Raw genomic sequence first — 14,971 nt, forward strand, 5'->3', positions numbered from 1 at the left:
AGATGTTGCAACTGAATTGCAATAACATTGCATCATAACGCAACTTTGTTGCACTAATGGAGGCTTGTGCCATGACCGAACGTGCGCCGAAAGAACCCGTGACGGTGCCTGCCGAGATGCAGGCGCGGTTGGAGCAGGCGGGCCTGCGCCGCACGCTGGCCACCCGTGCGGTGCTGGGTCTTTTCCTGGCCAGCCCGCAAGGCGCCATCACCCATGCCCAGGCCCAGCAATCGTTGACAGCGCGCGGGCTGGACATCAACCGCGTCACGCTCTACCGTCTGTTGGACCGTCTGGCCGCCTGCGGCGTGCTGCAGCGCCATGCCGACGATGGCGCCCGCACTTGGCGCTTCAGCCTGGCCGATCCGCTGCAAGACGGTGTGGTACCCCGGTTTGAGTGCGACGCTTGCCACCGCCAGTTTCGTTTGACCGAAGCCAGCGAACCAACCCGCGCCGTGGCCTCCGATCTGTTTCGCACCCTGGCCAGCCTGGGTCACCAGGGTCAGCGCGTGGACCTCTCCATTCATGGCACCTGCGCCGGCTGTATACCGGATGCGCCATGCACCACCCCGGAGCCACAGGCGTGATTCAGGCGCAAAGTGTGGCTTTTGCCTACGCCGGTGTACAGGTGCTGCGGTTTCACGATGTCGCGGTGGAGCAGGGCGGCACACTGCTGCTGCGTGGGCCGTCGGGCAGTGGCAAGTCCACTTGGCTCGCGCTGGCGGCGGGCTTGCTCACCCCCGCCTCAGGTGGGCTGCGGGTGGCTGGTCAGGACATGGTCAAGATGAGCCGCAGCGCCCGCGACGCCTGGCGGGCGCACACGGTGGGTTTTTTACCGCAAAAGCTGCACCTGAGCGAAGCCCTCACGGTGGCCGACAACCTGGCGCTGGCGTTTTTCGCTGCCGGTGTGCCGGTGGACCGCGCCGCCATTGCGCAGGGTTTGGCGACCTTGGGTGTGGACGACCTGGCCACCCGCAAACCGGCCCAGCTGTCAGCCGGGCAGGCCCAGCGCGTGGCTTTGGCACGCGCGCTGCTGCTGCGCCCGCGGGTGGTGCTGGCCGACGAACCCACCGCCAGCCTGGACGACACCGCCTGCGCCACCGCCTTGCAGCGTTTGCAGCGCAGCGCCCAGGCCTGTGGCGCCACGCTGGTGGTGGCCACGCACGATGCGCGGGTGCTGCAGGCGCTGCCGCAGGCCCAGGTGCTTGCGTTTGGCGCCAACGCATGTAAGGCCATTGCATGAATGTGTTCACGCTGTCGTGGCGCTACCTGTGGGCCCGGCCGTTGGCTACGGTGCTCAATCTGCTGTTGCTCGCGCTGGGCCTGGCAACTGTGGCCTTGGTGCTTATTGCCCGCGACCAGTTGGACCGCGCTTTTGAACGCGACCTGGCCGGCATAGACTTGGTAGTGGGCGCCAAAGGCAGCCCTATGCAGCTCATTCTGGCGGGCGTGTTTCACCTGGATGTGCCGCCCGGTAATGTGCCGCTGGCCGATGTGCAGCAACTGCAACAGCACCCGCAGGTGGCCCGGCTGATTGCGCTGAGTCTGGGCGACAACCTGGCGGGCTTTCGCATCGTGGGCACCACAGCCGACTACCCGGCCCACTACGGTGCCACGCTGGCACAGGGCGCGCTGTGGCATGCGCCCATGGAAGCGGTGCTGGGTGCGCAGGTGGCGGTGCGCACCGGCCTGCAGATGGGCCAGGTTTTTGAGGGCGCGCACGGACTGGGCGCGGGCGGTGCCATACACGCGCAAGCGGCCTACACCGTCACCGGGGTGCTGGCCCCATGCGGCTGCGTGCTCGACCGCCTGGTAATGACCGCGACCGAGTCGGTGTGGCAAGTGCACGACGACATGCACGCCACCGACGATATGGACGACGAAGACCGCGCCGCGCTGACGGCTGACCGCGAGGTCACGCTGGCCCTCATCAGCTACAACACCCCGCTGGCCGCGGTGAGCTTGCCGCGCTTCATCAACGACAGCACCGCCATGCAGGCGGCGGCGCCGGCGGTGGAGATCACGCGCCTGCTCAGCATGTTGGGCATCGGTACCCGCGTGCTTCAGGGGTTGGGCGCGGTGCTGCTGAGTGTGGCGGCGTTGTCGGTTTTCATTGCGCTGTGGAGCGCGGTACGTGAGCGCCAGGGCGACCTGGCCATGCTGCGCATGCTCGGCGCGTCACCGCTGAAGGTGGGCGCGCTGCTGCTGTGTGAAGCTTTGTGGCTGGCTGTGTTGGCCTGCGTGTTGGGCCTGCTGGCCGCGCACGGACTGGCTGCGCTGCTGGGTGGCGTGTTGATGGCCGAGCAGTCGCTCGCCATCCCGGGCTGGCAATGGGTGCACACCGAAGTGTGGGTACCTGTGATGGCGTTGGGCGTTGCGCTGCTGGCGGCGGGTTTGCCCGCGCTCAGCGCTTACCGACTTGATGTGATGCAACTGTTGAATTCGAGGTAACACCGATGAAACCCATGAATAAATACACAATGTTTTTTGCTGCGGTAGCCCTGCTGAGCACGACGGCGCTTGCCCAGCATTCCGACAAAGAGCGCAAGGATGACGCCGCCCGCCACCGCGCCATGGCCGCAGCCCATGACAATGCAGCGAAATGCCTGGAGTCGGCCAAGAGCGAAGACGTGTGCATGAAGGAACTTCAGACAGCCTGCAAGGGTCTGGCCATTGGGAAATATTGCGGCATGAAACACGCGCATTGAACGCGCTTCTGCGGTTCCCTGGCTGTGTTTTCAATGCATCCGTCGCCTGCACCGCCCACCCCATGAATCCGCTGGTATGAAACATTTTTTTCGTTGCCCCGCGGCGCGGCTTGCAGCGCTGGTGCTGCTGGTGGCTTCGCCCGTGCAGGCCCAGCTGCTGTCGTCACCGCTGGGCACGCCAACGCCGTCCAAGTCGGGTCCTGCCGCTTCGGCCACAGCCGGGGTGTCGCACGGACAGGGCGCTGGTGTGCACAGTCCGCTGAGTCCATTTGCGCCGCTGCCCAGGCGCACCGACGTGGTGGCCTGGTCGGTGCTGACCGACGTGAGCACCCGCGTTGAAAACCGGCGCATCGTGCCGGTGTACCCCCAAGCGGTGACAGCCTTGAACCAGAAAACCTTGCGCCTGCAGGGCTTCATGATGCCGCTGGAAGCGGGTGAGCAGCAGCGCCACTTCTTGCTGGCTTCGGTGCCGCTGACATGCTCGTTTTGCACGCCCGGCGGCCCGGAAAGCATGGTGGAGGTGCGCACCAAAACCCCGGTCAAATACAGCCTGGGGGCGGTGGTGGTCGAGGGGAAGTTTCATGTGTTGCAAAACGACCCTTACGGGCTGTACTACCGCATTACCGATGGCGTGGGCGTGAAGTGAATGCAATCGCCCCCCGCCGCTGTGCGGCAGCGTCATGGCGAAAGCGCCTGCGCAGGGCCGGCGATACCATCGGAGGGTGACCATCTCTACCCACCCTGTCGTTGTCTCCCTTACCCCGGTTTTTTTGCTCATTGCTCTCGGCTACCTTGCCGGGCGCCTGCATTGGATTCGTGAAGCTGCCGTCAAGGACCTGTCCAACCTCGTCTTTTTGCTGCTGATACCGGCCCTGCTGTTTCGCACCATGAGCGCGGTGCATTTTGAAACGCTGGACCTGCGGCCCGTGGCCGCCTATTTCCCGGCGGCGCTGGCCTTGCTGGGCGTGTCCATCGCCTGGCGCGGCTTCAACCGCACCAGCGTGGTGATGGCGCTGGGCGGCGTGTTTTCCAACATGGTCATGATTGGCATCACCCTGGTGGAGCTCGCCTATGGCCAGGCGGGCCTGGTGACGCTGCTCACCCTGGTGTCGGTGCACGCGCTGATCTTGCTGACGGTGGGCTCGGTGGTGCTGGAGCTGGCGGTGGCCCGCGAGGCGCGGGCGGGTGGGCAGCGCGCTCCCCATGTGCTTCAAACGGCCTGGTCGGCGTTCAAGGGGGCATTGATCCACCCCATTCCGCTGCCCATTCTGAGCGGCCTGCTGTTCGCACAGACCGGCTGGGCCTTACCTGCCGTGGTGGACAAACCGCTGCAGCTGCTGGGCAGCGCATTTGGTCCCATTGCGCTGGTGCTGGTGGGCGTGACGTTGGCCCGCACGCCACTGGGTGGCCACCTGCGCCAGGCCTTCTGGATCACGGCGTCCAAAAATATCGCCCTGCCGCTGCTGGTGGGTCTGTCCGCCTGGGCATCAGGCATCACCGGCCTGCCGCTCACCGTGATGGTGGTGGCCGCCGCCTTGCCCATGGGGGCCAATGTGTTTCTGTTTGCCCAACGCTACGAAGTAGCCCAGGAACTCACCACCACCAGCATGGGGCTGTCCACCGTGCTGGCGCTGTTCACGCTGAGCCTGGTCATGCTGGTGATGGCGTTTTTGAACTGATCGCCGCCCCATTGCGCTGCGGGTTGGCCTGCCTGTGTCGTGTTATTGGCTGATTTTTCGCGCCTCTTCGATCTGGTATTCGAAGTAGTGCTGGATGCCGTAGGCCAGGCTACCCATGAAGGACACCGTACCCAGCAGCAGGCCCAGCACCAGCGCGCCAATGGTCAGCCAGTTGGTGGCGCCGGCATTGGCCTCGTCATCGGTGCCAGGGTTGAACCAGCGGTTCCACTTGGTGCGGTCGCTCAGCGCGTACACAATGCCCGCCAGGCAGCCCGCCGCGATGCTGCTGCCCAAGAAGGGAATGAGCACCCAGGCCAGTTTGTCGTCCTGTCCCAAAGCTTGCACCCGGTTCATCCCCCACCAGCCCAGGCCAGCGGCAATGGGGTGCAGCCAGCCAATCCAGTCGCCCAGGCCACGAAGGTAAAAGCGGTGTACGCCCATGCTGCCCAACACCACCGCCAGCCACGTCGCCACGGTCTTGTTCTTGGCGCGGCGCGTCATACCAAGTCCTTGGGTGGCGTGCTGTCGCTCAGGCCCAGGGGCTTTTGCATCAGCACAATGTCGAGCCAGCGGTCAAACTTCCAGCCGCATGAGTTGATGACGCCCGCAGGCTCAAAGCCCAGCGCACGGTGCACGCCAATCGAACCGGCGTTGGCCGAATCGCCAATCACCGCCATCACCTTGCGCACACCGGCGCGCTCCAGCGCCGCCAGCAGTTCGGCCAGCAAGGCGCGGCCCAAGCCTTTGCCAGCGGCCCCTGGCGCCATGTAAATCGAATCTTCTACAGAAAAACGGTAGGCCGGGCGCGGCTTGAACCAGTTGCCGTAGGCAAAACCAAGCACCTCGCCGCCGTCTTCCACCACCAGCCAGGGCAGGCCTTTGGCCAGCACGTCGGCACGGCGGGTGGTCATGTCAGCCACGCTGGGCGGAGTGGTCTCAAAGGTGCCAGTGCCGTGCAGCACGTGGTGACCGTAAATGCGGGTGATGGCGTCTAGGTCTTCGTCTTGGCTGGGGCGAATCAGGGGCATGAATAGCGGGAAGGTTGGGTGGCCATGGGCCTGTGTTGAAGTGGGTGCTGGCCTGTCTGCCAGCACGGGGCTATAATCGCGGGTTTTGCGGCGTTTCGCTGGCCGGGTGGTCAGTCGTGTGTCTCAAGCGTTGCAATGAAACGGGTTGATAAATCGGATGAAGTTCAGCCGATGAAAACCCGGTGAGGTACCGATTGTGGTGCCTCTCCACCCGAAGGATAAATCATGGTCGTCATTCGACTCTCCCGCGGCGGCTCCAAAGCCCGTCCTTTCTACAACATCGTGGTTGCCGACAAGCGCAACCGCCGCGATGGCCGATTCATCGAGCGTATCGGTTTCTACAACCCCCTGGCCCGTGGTGGTGAAGAGCCCCTGCGCATCGCCGTGGACCGCCTGACCTACTGGACCGGCGTTGGCGCCGAGCCATCGGACACCGTGGCCCGCCTGGTCAAGCAACACGCTGCCAAAGCCGCTGCCGTTACCGCTGCCTGATCCCAGGTCTGCGACTCCCGTGAGCGATCCCACGCCCGGCGCCTTCAAGGCGTCTTCCCTGCCGGTCGATGCCATTGAGCTCGGCCGGTTCCAGGAGGCGTGGGGCCTCAAAGGCTGGCTTCACATCCTGCCGCACAGCGCCGATACTGAAGCGCTGTTTGCCTCCACCGAATGGTTTTTACAGCCTCCCGAAGTCCGCTTCGCGCGCGGCTTTTCGGCGTTTTCGGGCTGTGTCACAGTTCAGATTGCCGAGATCAAGACCCATGCCGACGGAGTGGTAGCCCACATTGAGGGCCTTGATGACCGCAATGCGGCCGAAGCCCTGAAAGGTGTGCGTATTTATGTGCCACGGAGTGCTTTTCCGGCCACGCCGGAAGGTGAGTACTACTGGGTGGACCTCATCGGTCTTCATGTGGTGAACCGCGAGGGCGTGCACATGGGCATCGTGCGCGACCTGCTCACCACCGGCCCCAACTCGGTGCTGGTGCTTGAATACACCGAAACGGTTGATGGTGCCGAGCGCATCGCCGAACGCATGATCCCGTTCGTCGCTGCCTATGTGGACCGTGTGGATCAGTCCACCCGCCGCATCACGGTGGACTGGCAACCGGATTACTGAACTTGCTCGCTGTTGCCAGGGCCGGTACTGCCCTGGCACCGGTTGCGGCGATGGCCGGTCTGCGCCCGTTCGCAACCATCGCGCTGTTTTTTGTCGCGGCGTGTCCCGGCGCTGCGTGCGCATGACAATACCCGCTATGCGATTCGACGTCATCACCCTGTTTCCCGAGCTGTTTGCCCCGTTTTTGACCTGCGGCATCAACCGCCGTGCGTTTGAGTCTGGCCTGGTCGAGGTGCGCCTGTGGAACCCCAGGGACTTTGCCGAGGGCAATTACCGCCGGGTGGACGATCGGCCTTTTGGCGGTGGCCCTGGCATGGTCATGATGGCCGAGCCGCTCTGGCAGTGCCTGCAGGCGGTGCGTGCCGAGCGCGCTGACCCCGCTGAAACGCAGGCACCCGTGGTGCTGTTTTCCCCCACGGGTGATCGGCTCGACCACGCCGCCGTGGAGGGCTGGTCGCACAGCGCCGGAGCGGTGCTGGTGTGCGGTCGCTACGAGGGCATCGACCAGCGTTTTATTGATGCCTGCGTTGATGTGCAAATCAGCTTGGGTGACTTTGTGTTGTCGGGCGGTGAGATTGCCGCCATGGCCTTACTGGACGCCGTGGCGCGCCTGCAGCCTGGCGTGTTAAGCGATCAGGGCAGCCACCAGCAAGACAGCTTCAACCCCGCACTTGATGGTTTACTCGACAGCCCGCACCACACCCGACCGGAGACGTGGGAGGGCCCGAATGGAGCGGTCACCGTGCCCGAGGTACTGCTCGGCGGCCACCACGAGCGCATTGCGCGGTACCGGCGCGAGCAAAGTCTGGCGCTCTCCAAGCGCTTGCGTCCGGACCTGTTGGACAGAGCGCGGGAGCTTGGTGCACTGTCTGCAGCCGACGAAATGTTCCTGCGAGCGGTTCATTGCCATTCCTCCGGGCTATAATCCGAGGCTTTTCGATCCTCTGACCGGCCGCCGTGACCGGGCCAGCCCGCAGCTCGCACAAACCTGTTTGTGTCAGCTGGACAGGGCCCCTGCCGGATTCGTGGCCTTTAGTGCAGCGCGGGCATGATCGTGAAATCAGGAAACCATGAACCTCATCCAGACCCTTGAGCAAGAAGAAATTGCTCGTTTGAATAAAGTCATCCCCACCTTTGCACCTGGCGACACCGTGATCGTCAGCGTGAACGTGGTCGAAGGCACCCGCAAGCGTTTGCAGGCTTACGAAGGCGTTGTGGTTGCCCGCCGCAACCGTGGCCTGAATTCCAGCTTCATCGTGCGCAAGATCTCCAACGGTGAAGGTGTGGAGCGTACGTTCCCGCTTTACAGCCCGCTGATCGCCAAGATCGAAGTGAAGCGCCGCGGTGCCGTGCGCCGTGCCAAGTTGTACTACCTGCGCGAGCGCAGCGGCAAGTCGGCACGTATCAAGGAAAAGCTGGGCGCATAAAGCCCCGGGCATTGGATGCCCTTGGGTTTGCCCCAAAAGCCGCTCTTCGGAGCGGCTTTTTTTTCGTACCCTGATTACCATCGCTGCTGCTTGCCCGAGCATCTTGCGCTGCGTGCTTGGTGAAGCCGTTCGATGCGCCCCAACATCCCACCCAATAGCGACCCATGAGCAAGGCTTTTACCCGCGAATCCGATCAGGACGACGAAGACGACCTGCCAGTGGTTGCGCCCGTGTCTACGGGGAAAAACTACATCACCCGCACCGGTTACGACCGGCTGCGCGCCGAGCTCTTCACCTTGATTGACGAAGAACGTCCGAAGATGGTGGAGATCGTGCATTGGGCGGCCAGTAACGGGGACCGCTCAGAAAACGGCGACTACCTGTACGGCAAGAAGCGCTTGCGCGAAATTGACCGGCGCATCCGTTTTTTGACCCAGCGACTGGAAATTGCCGAGGTGATCGATGCCTCTGTGCACCATGGCGGTGATCAGGTTTTTTTCGGTGCTACCGTGGCTTATGCCGACGAGAGCGGGCTGGAGACCACGGTGACCATCCTGGGTGTTGATGAGGTCGAAACTGCCCGGGGCGAGATCAGCTGGGTGTCACCCGTGGCGCGCGCATTGACCAAGGCGCGCGTGGGTGACGTGGTGCGTCTGGCGGTTCCGGGCGGCGTGCAAGAGCTTGAAGTGCTGGCGGTACGGTACCCGGCCCCAGAGCCAGCAAGCTGAATGGCAAACCGTTTCAAGCCTTGGCCGGCCGGTAGCGCTGCGCTTTCAACACCGAGGGCGTGCGCTTGAGGCTGCGTAGTACATCGGCCAGGTGCACGCGGTCGCGCACGGCGATCGTGAAGCGGATATCGGTGGCGGTCTGAGCGGGTTCGTCGCCCATGTCCACATGGGTGATGTCTGCCTCTGCCGATGCAATGGCTGACGCCACGCGAGCCAGCACACCTTTGCCGTTGGTCACGGTCACCACCACCAAGGTTTCAAATGAGCGCAGGGTCTCGTCGGCCCATTCAACTTCCAGGAACCGCTCACTGTCGCGCGCCAGCAGGCGTTTGCCCGTGGGGCACTCTTCGGCGTGCACCACCAGGCCTTCACCGCGGCCCAGATAACCCACAATGCGGTCACCAGGGATGGGTTTGCAGCACGGCGCGTACTGCACCGACAGGCCTTCGCTGCCATCGAGCGTGACCACGCCCTGGGAGGCCGATTCGTCCTGCCCGGTGGCGTAGCGTTCGGTGCTGATCAGCAGGGCATCGGGTTTGAGCCCCGTTTCTGACAGCAGCACAGCCAGCTTTTTACCCACCATATTGGCAATGCGCTTGCCCATGCCGATGTCGGCCAGCAACTCGTCGCGTGTTTTGTTGCCTGTGAAGCGCAGCAGCTTGTCCCAGGTGGCTTTGTATTCGCCGTCTTCGCTGGGCAGGGTGGCAATGCCCTCAGAGCGCAGCGCCTGGCCAAGCATTCGCTCGCCGAGTTCATTGGATTTTTCTTGTGCCACCGTCTTGAGGTGGTGGCGGATCTTGGAGCGTGCACGCCCGGTTCTGACAAACGATAGCCAGGCCGGATTGGGCTCGGACTTCTCGTCGGTGACGATCTCCACCACGTCGCCGTTGTTCAGTTCGGTGCGCAGTGGGCGTTGTTCGCCGTTGATGCGGGCCGACACAGCGCGGTTGCCCACGCCGCTGTGAATGGCGTAGGCAAAGTCCATCACCGTGGCGCCGCGCGGCAGCGCCATGATCTTGCTCTTGGGCGTGAACACATACACCGCATCGGGGAAGAGGTCGATTTTGATGTGGTCCCAGAATTCCGAGGCGTCGTGCGTTTCCTGCTGGATGTCCAGCAGCGACTGCAGCCACTGCGTGCCCAGGCGCTGCGAGGTATCGCTGTTGGGCTCGCTGGCTTTGTAGAGCCAGTGCGCCGCCACACCCGATTCGGCCACCACGTCCATGGCGTGCGTGCGCAACTGGAACTCGATGTTGGTGCCAAAAGGACCGATCAGCGTGGTGTGCAGCGACTGGTAGCCGTTGACCTTGGGAATCGCCACATAGTCGCGGAACTTGCCTGGTACTGGCTTGTACAGCTGGTGCAGGATGCCCATGCCGGTGTAGCAGTCCGTCAGCTCTGGCACCACGATGCGAAAGCCGTAAATGTCGGTCACCTGCGAGAAAGACAGGTGCTTGTTGTCCATCTTGCGGTAGACCGAATACAGCGTCTTTTCGCGGCCCATGATGCGCACGGGCATGCCATGGCGGGCAAACTCAGCTTCCACCTCCAGCTGCACGCGGGCAATCAGGTCTCGGCGGCGGTGGCGCGACTTGTTCAGCGCTTTGGAGAGCACCTCGTAGCGCCAGGGGTGCAAGAACCTGAAAGCCAGGTCTTGCAGCTCGCGGTAGGTGAAGTTCAAGCCTAGGCGGTGGGCAATGGGGGCGTAAATTTCCAGCGTTTCACTGCTGATGCGCTCCCACTTGCTGCGCGGCATGTCGCCCATGGTGCGCATGTTGTGGGTGCGGTCGGCCAGCTTGATCAAAATGACCCGCACGTCCTTGGCCATGGCCAGCAGCATTTTGCGAAACGACTCAGCCTGGTTTTGTTCTCGCGTGTCGAATTCCAGCTTTTCGAGTTTGGTCAGACCATCGACCAAGTCGGCGACCGGTGCGCCGAAGCGTTCGGCCAGGTCCTGTTTGGTGACACCACAATCTTCAATGGCGTCGTGCATCAAAGCCGCCATCAGGGCCTGAGCATCCAGCTTCCATTCGGTGCACTGAGCCGCCACCGCAATGGGGTGGGTGATGTAGGGATCGCCGTTTTTACGCAGCTGGCCCAGGTGGGCTTCGTCGGCAAAACGGTAGGCCTGGCGGATGCTCTCAACGTCTGCCGGGCCCAGGTAATCCAGTTTGCCGAGCAGGGCCGCAAAGCTGGCCGCAGCGGCGCTGTCCGCTGGGTGGGCTTGGGCTGTGGTGGGCTCTGAATCGGGCGCGGTGATCATCCCTGTACTTTAGCCTGAGATGGCCGGGTTTGCTGACCCTGCGCCGGGTGCCTGAAGCTCACTGCAGGTGCGCCTGAAAAAACGCCGTGAAATGGACGAAAAAAAACACCGCCCTGCGGTGTTTTTTTCTATTTGAAGGCAGCGCTCAGAGCGGAACTTTCTTGAGCATTTCCAGGCCGACTTTGCCTTCGGCAATTTCGCGCAGTGCGGTCACGCCAGGTTTGTTTTTGCTTTCGATCTTGGGTGCATGCCCTTGGCTCAACATACGGGCGCGGTACGTGGCGGCCAGCACAAGCTGAAAGCGGTTGGGAATTTTTTCCAGACAATCTTCGACGGTGATGCGTGCCATGGGCGGGCTTTCGGGAAATGTGCGGTGGGTCAGTGGATGTTGAGCGCGCGAAACGTGTCGCTGCGGGCGATACGTTGGGCGGCGAACTTGAGCCGCTGGGCATGGACGATGGCCTTGAGATCAAACAAAGCCCGCTCGAACAACTCGTTAATTATAACGAAGTCGAATTCCCGTGCGTGCCCCATTTCGGTGGCCGCGTTCTGCAGGCGCAGTTCAATGACCTCGGCGCTGTCTTCGGCGCGCCGCTCCAGCCGCGAGCGCAGTTCTTCCCAGCTGGGCGGCAAGATGAACACCAGCACCGCGTTCGGGAAGATGCGCTTGACTTGAATGGCGCCCTGGAAGTCAATTTCTAGCACCACGTCAGCGCCCTGGGCCATGCGCTGCTCAATGGCCTGCTTCGAGGTGCCATAGCGGTTGCCGTGCACCATGGCCCATTCGAGAAACGCGCCCTGTATGACCATCTGGTCAAAGGTTTCCTTGGACACGAAGTAGTATTCGCGGCCATGCAGTTCCTGCCCGCGTGGCGGACGGGTGGTGTGTGAAACGGACGGCACAACGCGCGAGTCCAGCTCCATCAACGCCTTGACCAGGCTGGACTTGCCGGCCCCGCTGGGCGCCGCAACAACAAAAAGATTTCCTGGGTATTCCATAACGGTGGGTGCTTGGTGTTGGGGTCACGGGCCGCGCAGCGGTCACGTGAAAGGGTCAGGCCTTCATTCGATGTTCTGGACTTGCTCGCGCATCTGTTCGATCAACACCTTCATGTCCACCGAAATGCGTGTGAGTTCCAGGTTGGACGACTTGGACCCCAGGGTGTTCGCTTCGCGGTGCAGTTCCTGGATCAGGAAGTCCAGCCGCTTGCCGACATCGGCCCCTTTCTTGATCAGGCGCTCGATCTCGGTCAGGTGCGAGTCCAGTCGGGTCAGCTCTTCGGCCACATCAATGCGAATGGCGAAGGCGGTGGCTTCGGTCAATGCACGGTCTTTGGCCATGTCGCTGGTGATGGCGTTGCCCAGCGTGCCTGTGGCTGCAGCGCCAGGCGCAGCGCTGGCAGAAGCGCCAAGCGCTTCGTTCCAGCGGTCAATGAAACGCTGGCGTTGCTGGGCAACCAGCTGGGGGATGAGCGGCTGTGCATCCTTGGCCAACTGGCGCAGTTGTTTCAGGCGGTCGAGCAGCATCTCAGCCAAGCGTTTGCCCTCGCGTTCGCGGGCGGCCAGCAGGCCATCCAAGCCGGTTTGCGCCAGCCCCAACAGGGTTTCGTGCAATTCCCCAGTGTTGCCTTGTTGGCGCGATGTCAGTTGCAGCACTTCGGCCACCGAGAGGGGGGCGGCGGTGGTCAGCCAGGCGCGGATGTTGTCTTGCAGGCTCACCAGCTTTTGCAGTTCCTGAGCGCTGGGCGCGCGCGGCCCAGCGTCGGCCCGGCCTTCGACCCAGGCGCGCACCTCGACCTTGCCCCGCTTGAGGGTGGAGGTCAGCAGTTCCCGGATAGCGGGTTCCGATGCGCGCAGGTCGTCGGGGAGCTTGAAAGTGAGGTCGAGAAAGCGGCTGTTGACTGAGCGGATTTCGATGCCCAGGCCAGGCTTGGCCTCGCGTGTGGGCTCTGTGGCATTCGCGGCAGAAGGCCCGCCTGTTTGGGCCGTGGCGTAGCCGGTCATGCTGTAAACTGCCATTGATCTATATCCCATCAAGTTGTTTGGGCCAAAACGAGGCGTTCCGGAACCCATCCGAATTATGTCAAAGGTCAAACCCGCCCCGCTGCCACCCGATACCGTGATCGGTGGTTACCGTATCGTTCGAAAATTGGCGGCCGGTGGATTCGGTGTGGTGTACCTGGCGGTGGACACTGAAGGCCAGCAGGTGGCAGTGAAAGAATACCTGCCCTCATCGCTCGCTACCCGCGGCCCTGGCGAGTTGCTGCCGCAGGTGCAGCCCGAAAAACTCTCTCTGTACCGGCTGGGCCTCAAAAGCTTTTTTGAAGAAGGTCGGGCTTTGGCCCAGATCTCGCACGCCTCCGTCGTGAGCGTGCTGAACTTCTTCCGTGAAAACGAAACCGTTTACATGGTCATGAACTACCTGGAGGGCGCGTCCCTGCAGGAATTCATCATCACGGCGCGCGAGCTCAAGAAGCAAAAGGTGTTTCGCGAGTCGACCATCCGGTCGCTCTACGACGAAGTGCTGCGGGGGCTGCGCATCGTGCACCAGCACAAGATGCTGCACCTGGACATCAAGCCAGCCAACATTTTTGTCACGGACGACAACCGCTCGGTGCTGATCGACTTCGGCGCAGCCCGCGAGGTGTTAAGCAAAGAAGGCAACTTCATCCGTCCGATGTACACGCCAGGCTTTGCAGCGCCCGAAATGTACCGGCGCGATTCCAGTATGGGCCCCTGGACCGACATTTACGCCATTGGTGCCTGCATTTACGCCAGCATGCAGGGCTATCCGCCCAACGACGCCCCCCAGCGTTTGGAAAAAGACCGCCTGTCGCTTGCGCTCTCCCGTTTGCGAGGCGTCTATTCCGACAACCTGATCGAGGTGGTCGAATGGTGCATGTCCCTTGATCCGCTGTCTCGCCCCCAGTCGGTGTTTGCGCTGCAGAAAGAGCTTAGCCGCGAAACCGAGCGCAGCTACACCAAGCTCACCGTGGCTGAAAAAATGCGCCTGCAGTTTGACAACATCGTGTCAGACAACAAGAAGTCGGCGCGCAAGACGGGTGTCGGAACCAAGTTTCGATGAAATTTTCGGTCTACCAGATCAGTCGCCAAGGCGGTCGTGAGCGCAACGAAGACCGCATGGGCTATGCCTACACGCGGGAGTCGGGGCTGTTTGTGCTGGCCGACGGCATGGGTGGTCACCCGGAGGGTGCCATGGCGGCCCAGCTCGCGCTGCAGACCTTTTCTGCTTATTTCCAAAAGGCGGCCAACCCCACGGTGCGGGAAGTGCCCGAATTTTTGTCCAGTGCGCTGATGGCTGCGCACCACCAGATCATTCGTTACGCCTCCGAAAAAGGCATGCTCGACACACCGCGCACCACGCTGGTGGCCGCCGTGATGGAGCGCAACCATATGCACTGGGTGCATTGCGGTGATTCGCGGCTGTACATCGTGCGTGACGGCGAGCTGCTCACCCGCACGCGCGACCATTCCTACATGGAGCAGCAGGCCCATCTGGGCCGTGCCACCCAGCACATCAACCGCAACATTTTGTTTACCTGCCTGGGATCGCCTGCCAAACCGGTGTTTGACCTGTCGGGGCCGATGCAGCTGCAACAGGGCGACCGCGTGCTGCTGTGTTCTGATGGTTTGTGGGGCACGGTGAAAGACCATGAAATTGCGTCCGAACTGGCCAAGCGCCCGTTGGAACAGGCCGTGCCTGAGTTGGTGGAGATGGCTTTGAAGCGTGGCGGCCCCCGTTGCGACAACGTCACCGTACTGGCCATGGAGTGGGAGACGGCCGAGGAATTTCAGACCACCCGGGTGTCCACCGAGGACATTGAAGATGGGGTTTTTGCCTCCACCATCCAGTCGGGCGTGCCAGACCCGACCATTGAAGACATGGACGACGAGGCGATCGAGCGTTCGATCGCTGAAATCAACGAAGCGATACGGCGCACCGCCGAAAAAAATTCGTGAGCGGTTATGGCACTTGTGCCGCCTTCGGCGTCACTCCCCAGGGCGTAAC

At 62.6% G+C, this 14,971-nt stretch carries 19 protein-coding genes; 13 read left to right on the top strand and 6 right to left on the bottom strand.

All coding sequences use genetic code 11. The features are described 5' to 3' along the window. Positions 1–71 precede the first annotated feature (71 nt). The 6 genes from ACTG4K_RS09520 (at position 72) to ACTG4K_RS09545 (ending at position 4,384) form a co-directional block, all read left to right on the top strand. Positions 72–584 (top strand): Fur family transcriptional regulator, encoded by a 513-nt coding sequence (locus ACTG4K_RS09520; RefSeq protein WP_439113955.1) that lies wholly within the window; start codon positions 72–74, stop codon positions 582–584. After that, positions 581–1,240: an ABC transporter ATP-binding protein gene (locus ACTG4K_RS09525; protein WP_439114036.1), complete on the top strand. Its 660-nt coding sequence runs from the start codon at positions 581–583 to the stop codon at positions 1,238–1,240. The genes ACTG4K_RS09520 and ACTG4K_RS09525 overlap by 4 nt, the downstream gene beginning before the upstream one ends. Then, positions 1,237–2,448, top strand: a complete 1,212-nt coding sequence (locus ACTG4K_RS09530) for an FtsX-like permease family protein (protein ID WP_439113956.1) — start codon at positions 1,237–1,239, stop codon at positions 2,446–2,448. Before ACTG4K_RS09525 ends, ACTG4K_RS09530 begins: the two co-directional genes overlap by 4 nt. Before the next feature lie 14 nt (positions 2,449–2,462). Beyond that, on the top strand, positions 2,463–2,705 hold the full coding sequence (locus ACTG4K_RS09535) for a hypothetical protein (protein ID WP_439113957.1): 243 nt from the start codon (positions 2,463–2,465) through the stop codon (positions 2,703–2,705). 76 nt (positions 2,706–2,781) lie between these two features. Continuing rightward, positions 2,782–3,351, top strand: a complete 570-nt coding sequence (locus tag ACTG4K_RS09540) for a DUF3299 domain-containing protein (protein ID WP_439113958.1) — start codon at positions 2,782–2,784, stop codon at positions 3,349–3,351. Between the two features lie 34 nt (positions 3,352–3,385). Then, entirely contained in the window at positions 3,386–4,384 is a 999-nt protein-coding gene (locus ACTG4K_RS09545) for an AEC family transporter (protein WP_439113959.1), read from the top strand. 42 nt (positions 4,385–4,426) lie between these two features. On the opposite strand, the gene ACTG4K_RS09550 is transcribed toward ACTG4K_RS09545, so the two are convergent. Both ACTG4K_RS09550 and ACTG4K_RS09555 read right to left on the bottom strand, forming a co-directional pair. Further along, entirely contained in the window at positions 4,427–4,885 is a 459-nt protein-coding gene (locus tag ACTG4K_RS09550) for an NINE protein (protein WP_439113960.1), read from the bottom strand. Further along, positions 4,882–5,412 (bottom strand): GNAT family N-acetyltransferase, encoded by a 531-nt coding sequence (locus tag ACTG4K_RS09555; RefSeq protein WP_439113961.1) that lies wholly within the window; start codon positions 5,410–5,412, stop codon positions 4,882–4,884. The genes ACTG4K_RS09550 and ACTG4K_RS09555 overlap by 4 nt, the downstream gene beginning before the upstream one ends. A 225-nt stretch (positions 5,413–5,637) precedes the next feature. On the opposite strand from ACTG4K_RS09555, the gene rpsP reads away from it, so the two are divergent. From rpsP to greB, 5 genes are all read left to right on the top strand, one after another. Then, positions 5,638–5,904, top strand: coding sequence for a 30S ribosomal protein S16 (gene rpsP / locus ACTG4K_RS09560; protein ID WP_439113962.1), 267 nt, complete (start codon positions 5,638–5,640; stop codon positions 5,902–5,904). 19 nt (positions 5,905–5,923) lie between these two features. Further along, positions 5,924–6,523, top strand: coding sequence for a ribosome maturation factor RimM (gene rimM, locus ACTG4K_RS09565; RefSeq protein ID WP_439113963.1), 600 nt, complete (start codon positions 5,924–5,926; stop codon positions 6,521–6,523). Positions 6,524–6,659: 136 nt separating this feature from the next. Continuing rightward, entirely contained in the window at positions 6,660–7,448 is a 789-nt protein-coding gene (gene trmD / locus ACTG4K_RS09570; RefSeq protein WP_439113964.1) for a tRNA (guanosine(37)-N1)-methyltransferase TrmD, read from the top strand. A 145-nt stretch (positions 7,449–7,593) separates the two neighbouring features. Next, on the top strand, positions 7,594–7,950 hold the full coding sequence (rplS, locus tag ACTG4K_RS09575; protein WP_439113965.1) for a 50S ribosomal protein L19: 357 nt from the start codon (positions 7,594–7,596) through the stop codon (positions 7,948–7,950). Between the two features lie 164 nt (positions 7,951–8,114). Continuing rightward, entirely contained in the window at positions 8,115–8,678 is a 564-nt protein-coding gene (greB, locus tag ACTG4K_RS09580) for a transcription elongation factor GreB (protein WP_439113966.1), read from the top strand. 13 nt (positions 8,679–8,691) lie between these two features. Here greB and ACTG4K_RS09585 read toward each other — a convergent pair whose 3' ends face one another. The 4 genes from ACTG4K_RS09585 to ACTG4K_RS09600 form a co-directional block, all read right to left on the bottom strand. Further along, the gene (locus ACTG4K_RS09585; protein ID WP_439113967.1) at positions 8,692–10,941 is read right to left on the bottom strand and encodes a RelA/SpoT family protein; all 2,250 of its coding nucleotides are present in this window, start codon (positions 10,939–10,941) and stop codon (positions 8,692–8,694) included. 145 nt (positions 10,942–11,086) lie between these two features. Next, positions 11,087–11,290, bottom strand: coding sequence for a DNA-directed RNA polymerase subunit omega (gene rpoZ, locus ACTG4K_RS09590; protein ID WP_069047262.1), 204 nt, complete (start codon positions 11,288–11,290; stop codon positions 11,087–11,089). A 29-nt stretch (positions 11,291–11,319) separates the two neighbouring features. Next, positions 11,320–11,940, bottom strand: coding sequence for a guanylate kinase (gene gmk, locus ACTG4K_RS09595; protein WP_304835173.1), 621 nt, complete (start codon positions 11,938–11,940; stop codon positions 11,320–11,322). A 63-nt stretch (positions 11,941–12,003) separates the two neighbouring features. Continuing rightward, a complete protein-coding gene (locus ACTG4K_RS09600) occupies positions 12,004–12,960 on the bottom strand; it encodes a YicC family protein (RefSeq protein WP_439113968.1) in 957 nt (318 codons plus the stop codon). Between the two features lie 61 nt (positions 12,961–13,021). Here ACTG4K_RS09600 and ACTG4K_RS09605 point away from each other — a divergent pair, with 61 nt between their 5' ends. Beyond that, entirely contained in the window at positions 13,022–14,026 is a 1,005-nt protein-coding gene (locus ACTG4K_RS09605; protein WP_439113969.1) for a serine/threonine protein kinase, read from the top strand. Further along, positions 14,023–14,922: a PP2C family protein-serine/threonine phosphatase gene (locus tag ACTG4K_RS09610; protein ID WP_439113970.1), complete on the top strand. Its 900-nt coding sequence runs from the start codon at positions 14,023–14,025 to the stop codon at positions 14,920–14,922. Before ACTG4K_RS09605 ends, ACTG4K_RS09610 begins: the two co-directional genes overlap by 4 nt. The last annotated feature ends 49 nt before the right edge of the window (positions 14,923–14,971 follow it).

The sequence above is a fragment of the Hydrogenophaga sp. genome, from assembly GCF_965657535.1.
Classification (GTDB): domain Bacteria; phylum Pseudomonadota; class Gammaproteobacteria; order Burkholderiales; family Burkholderiaceae_C; genus Hydrogenophaga.

Bases quoted from the DNA above. Each gene is read 5' to 3' on its own strand.
- ACTG4K_RS09600 (WP_439113968.1), bottom strand. From the start codon at position 12,960: ATGGCAGTTTACAGCATGACCGGCTACGCCACGGCCCAAACAGGCGGG.
- ACTG4K_RS09520 (WP_439113955.1), top strand. From the start codon at position 72: ATGACCGAACGTGCGCCGAAAGAACCCGTGACGGTGCCTGCCGAGATG.
- gmk (WP_304835173.1), bottom strand. From the start codon at position 11,940: ATGGAATACCCAGGAAATCTTTTTGTTGTTGCGGCGCCCAGCGGGGCC.
- ACTG4K_RS09545 (WP_439113959.1), top strand. From the start codon at position 3,386: ATGGCGAAAGCGCCTGCGCAGGGCCGGCGATACCATCGGAGGGTGACC.
- ACTG4K_RS09605 (WP_439113969.1), top strand. From the start codon at position 13,022: ATGTCAAAGGTCAAACCCGCCCCGCTGCCACCCGATACCGTGATCGGT.
- ACTG4K_RS09530 (WP_439113956.1), top strand. From the start codon at position 1,237: ATGAATGTGTTCACGCTGTCGTGGCGCTACCTGTGGGCCCGGCCGTTG.
- trmD (WP_439113964.1), top strand. From the start codon at position 6,660: ATGCGATTCGACGTCATCACCCTGTTTCCCGAGCTGTTTGCCCCGTTT.
- ACTG4K_RS09585 (WP_439113967.1), bottom strand. From the start codon at position 10,941: ATGATCACCGCGCCCGATTCAGAGCCCACCACAGCCCAAGCCCACCCA.
- ACTG4K_RS09550 (WP_439113960.1), bottom strand. From the start codon at position 4,885: ATGACGCGCCGCGCCAAGAACAAGACCGTGGCGACGTGGCTGGCGGTG.
- ACTG4K_RS09535 (WP_439113957.1), top strand. From the start codon at position 2,463: ATGAATAAATACACAATGTTTTTTGCTGCGGTAGCCCTGCTGAGCACG.
- ACTG4K_RS09610 (WP_439113970.1), top strand. From the start codon at position 14,023: ATGAAATTTTCGGTCTACCAGATCAGTCGCCAAGGCGGTCGTGAGCGC.
- ACTG4K_RS09540 (WP_439113958.1), top strand. From the start codon at position 2,782: ATGAAACATTTTTTTCGTTGCCCCGCGGCGCGGCTTGCAGCGCTGGTG.
- rpoZ (WP_069047262.1), bottom strand. From the start codon at position 11,290: ATGGCACGCATCACCGTCGAAGATTGTCTGGAAAAAATTCCCAACCGC.
- greB (WP_439113966.1), top strand. From the start codon at position 8,115: ATGAGCAAGGCTTTTACCCGCGAATCCGATCAGGACGACGAAGACGAC.
- rpsP (WP_439113962.1), top strand. From the start codon at position 5,638: ATGGTCGTCATTCGACTCTCCCGCGGCGGCTCCAAAGCCCGTCCTTTC.
- ACTG4K_RS09555 (WP_439113961.1), bottom strand. From the start codon at position 5,412: ATGCCCCTGATTCGCCCCAGCCAAGACGAAGACCTAGACGCCATCACC.
- rplS (WP_439113965.1), top strand. From the start codon at position 7,594: ATGAACCTCATCCAGACCCTTGAGCAAGAAGAAATTGCTCGTTTGAAT.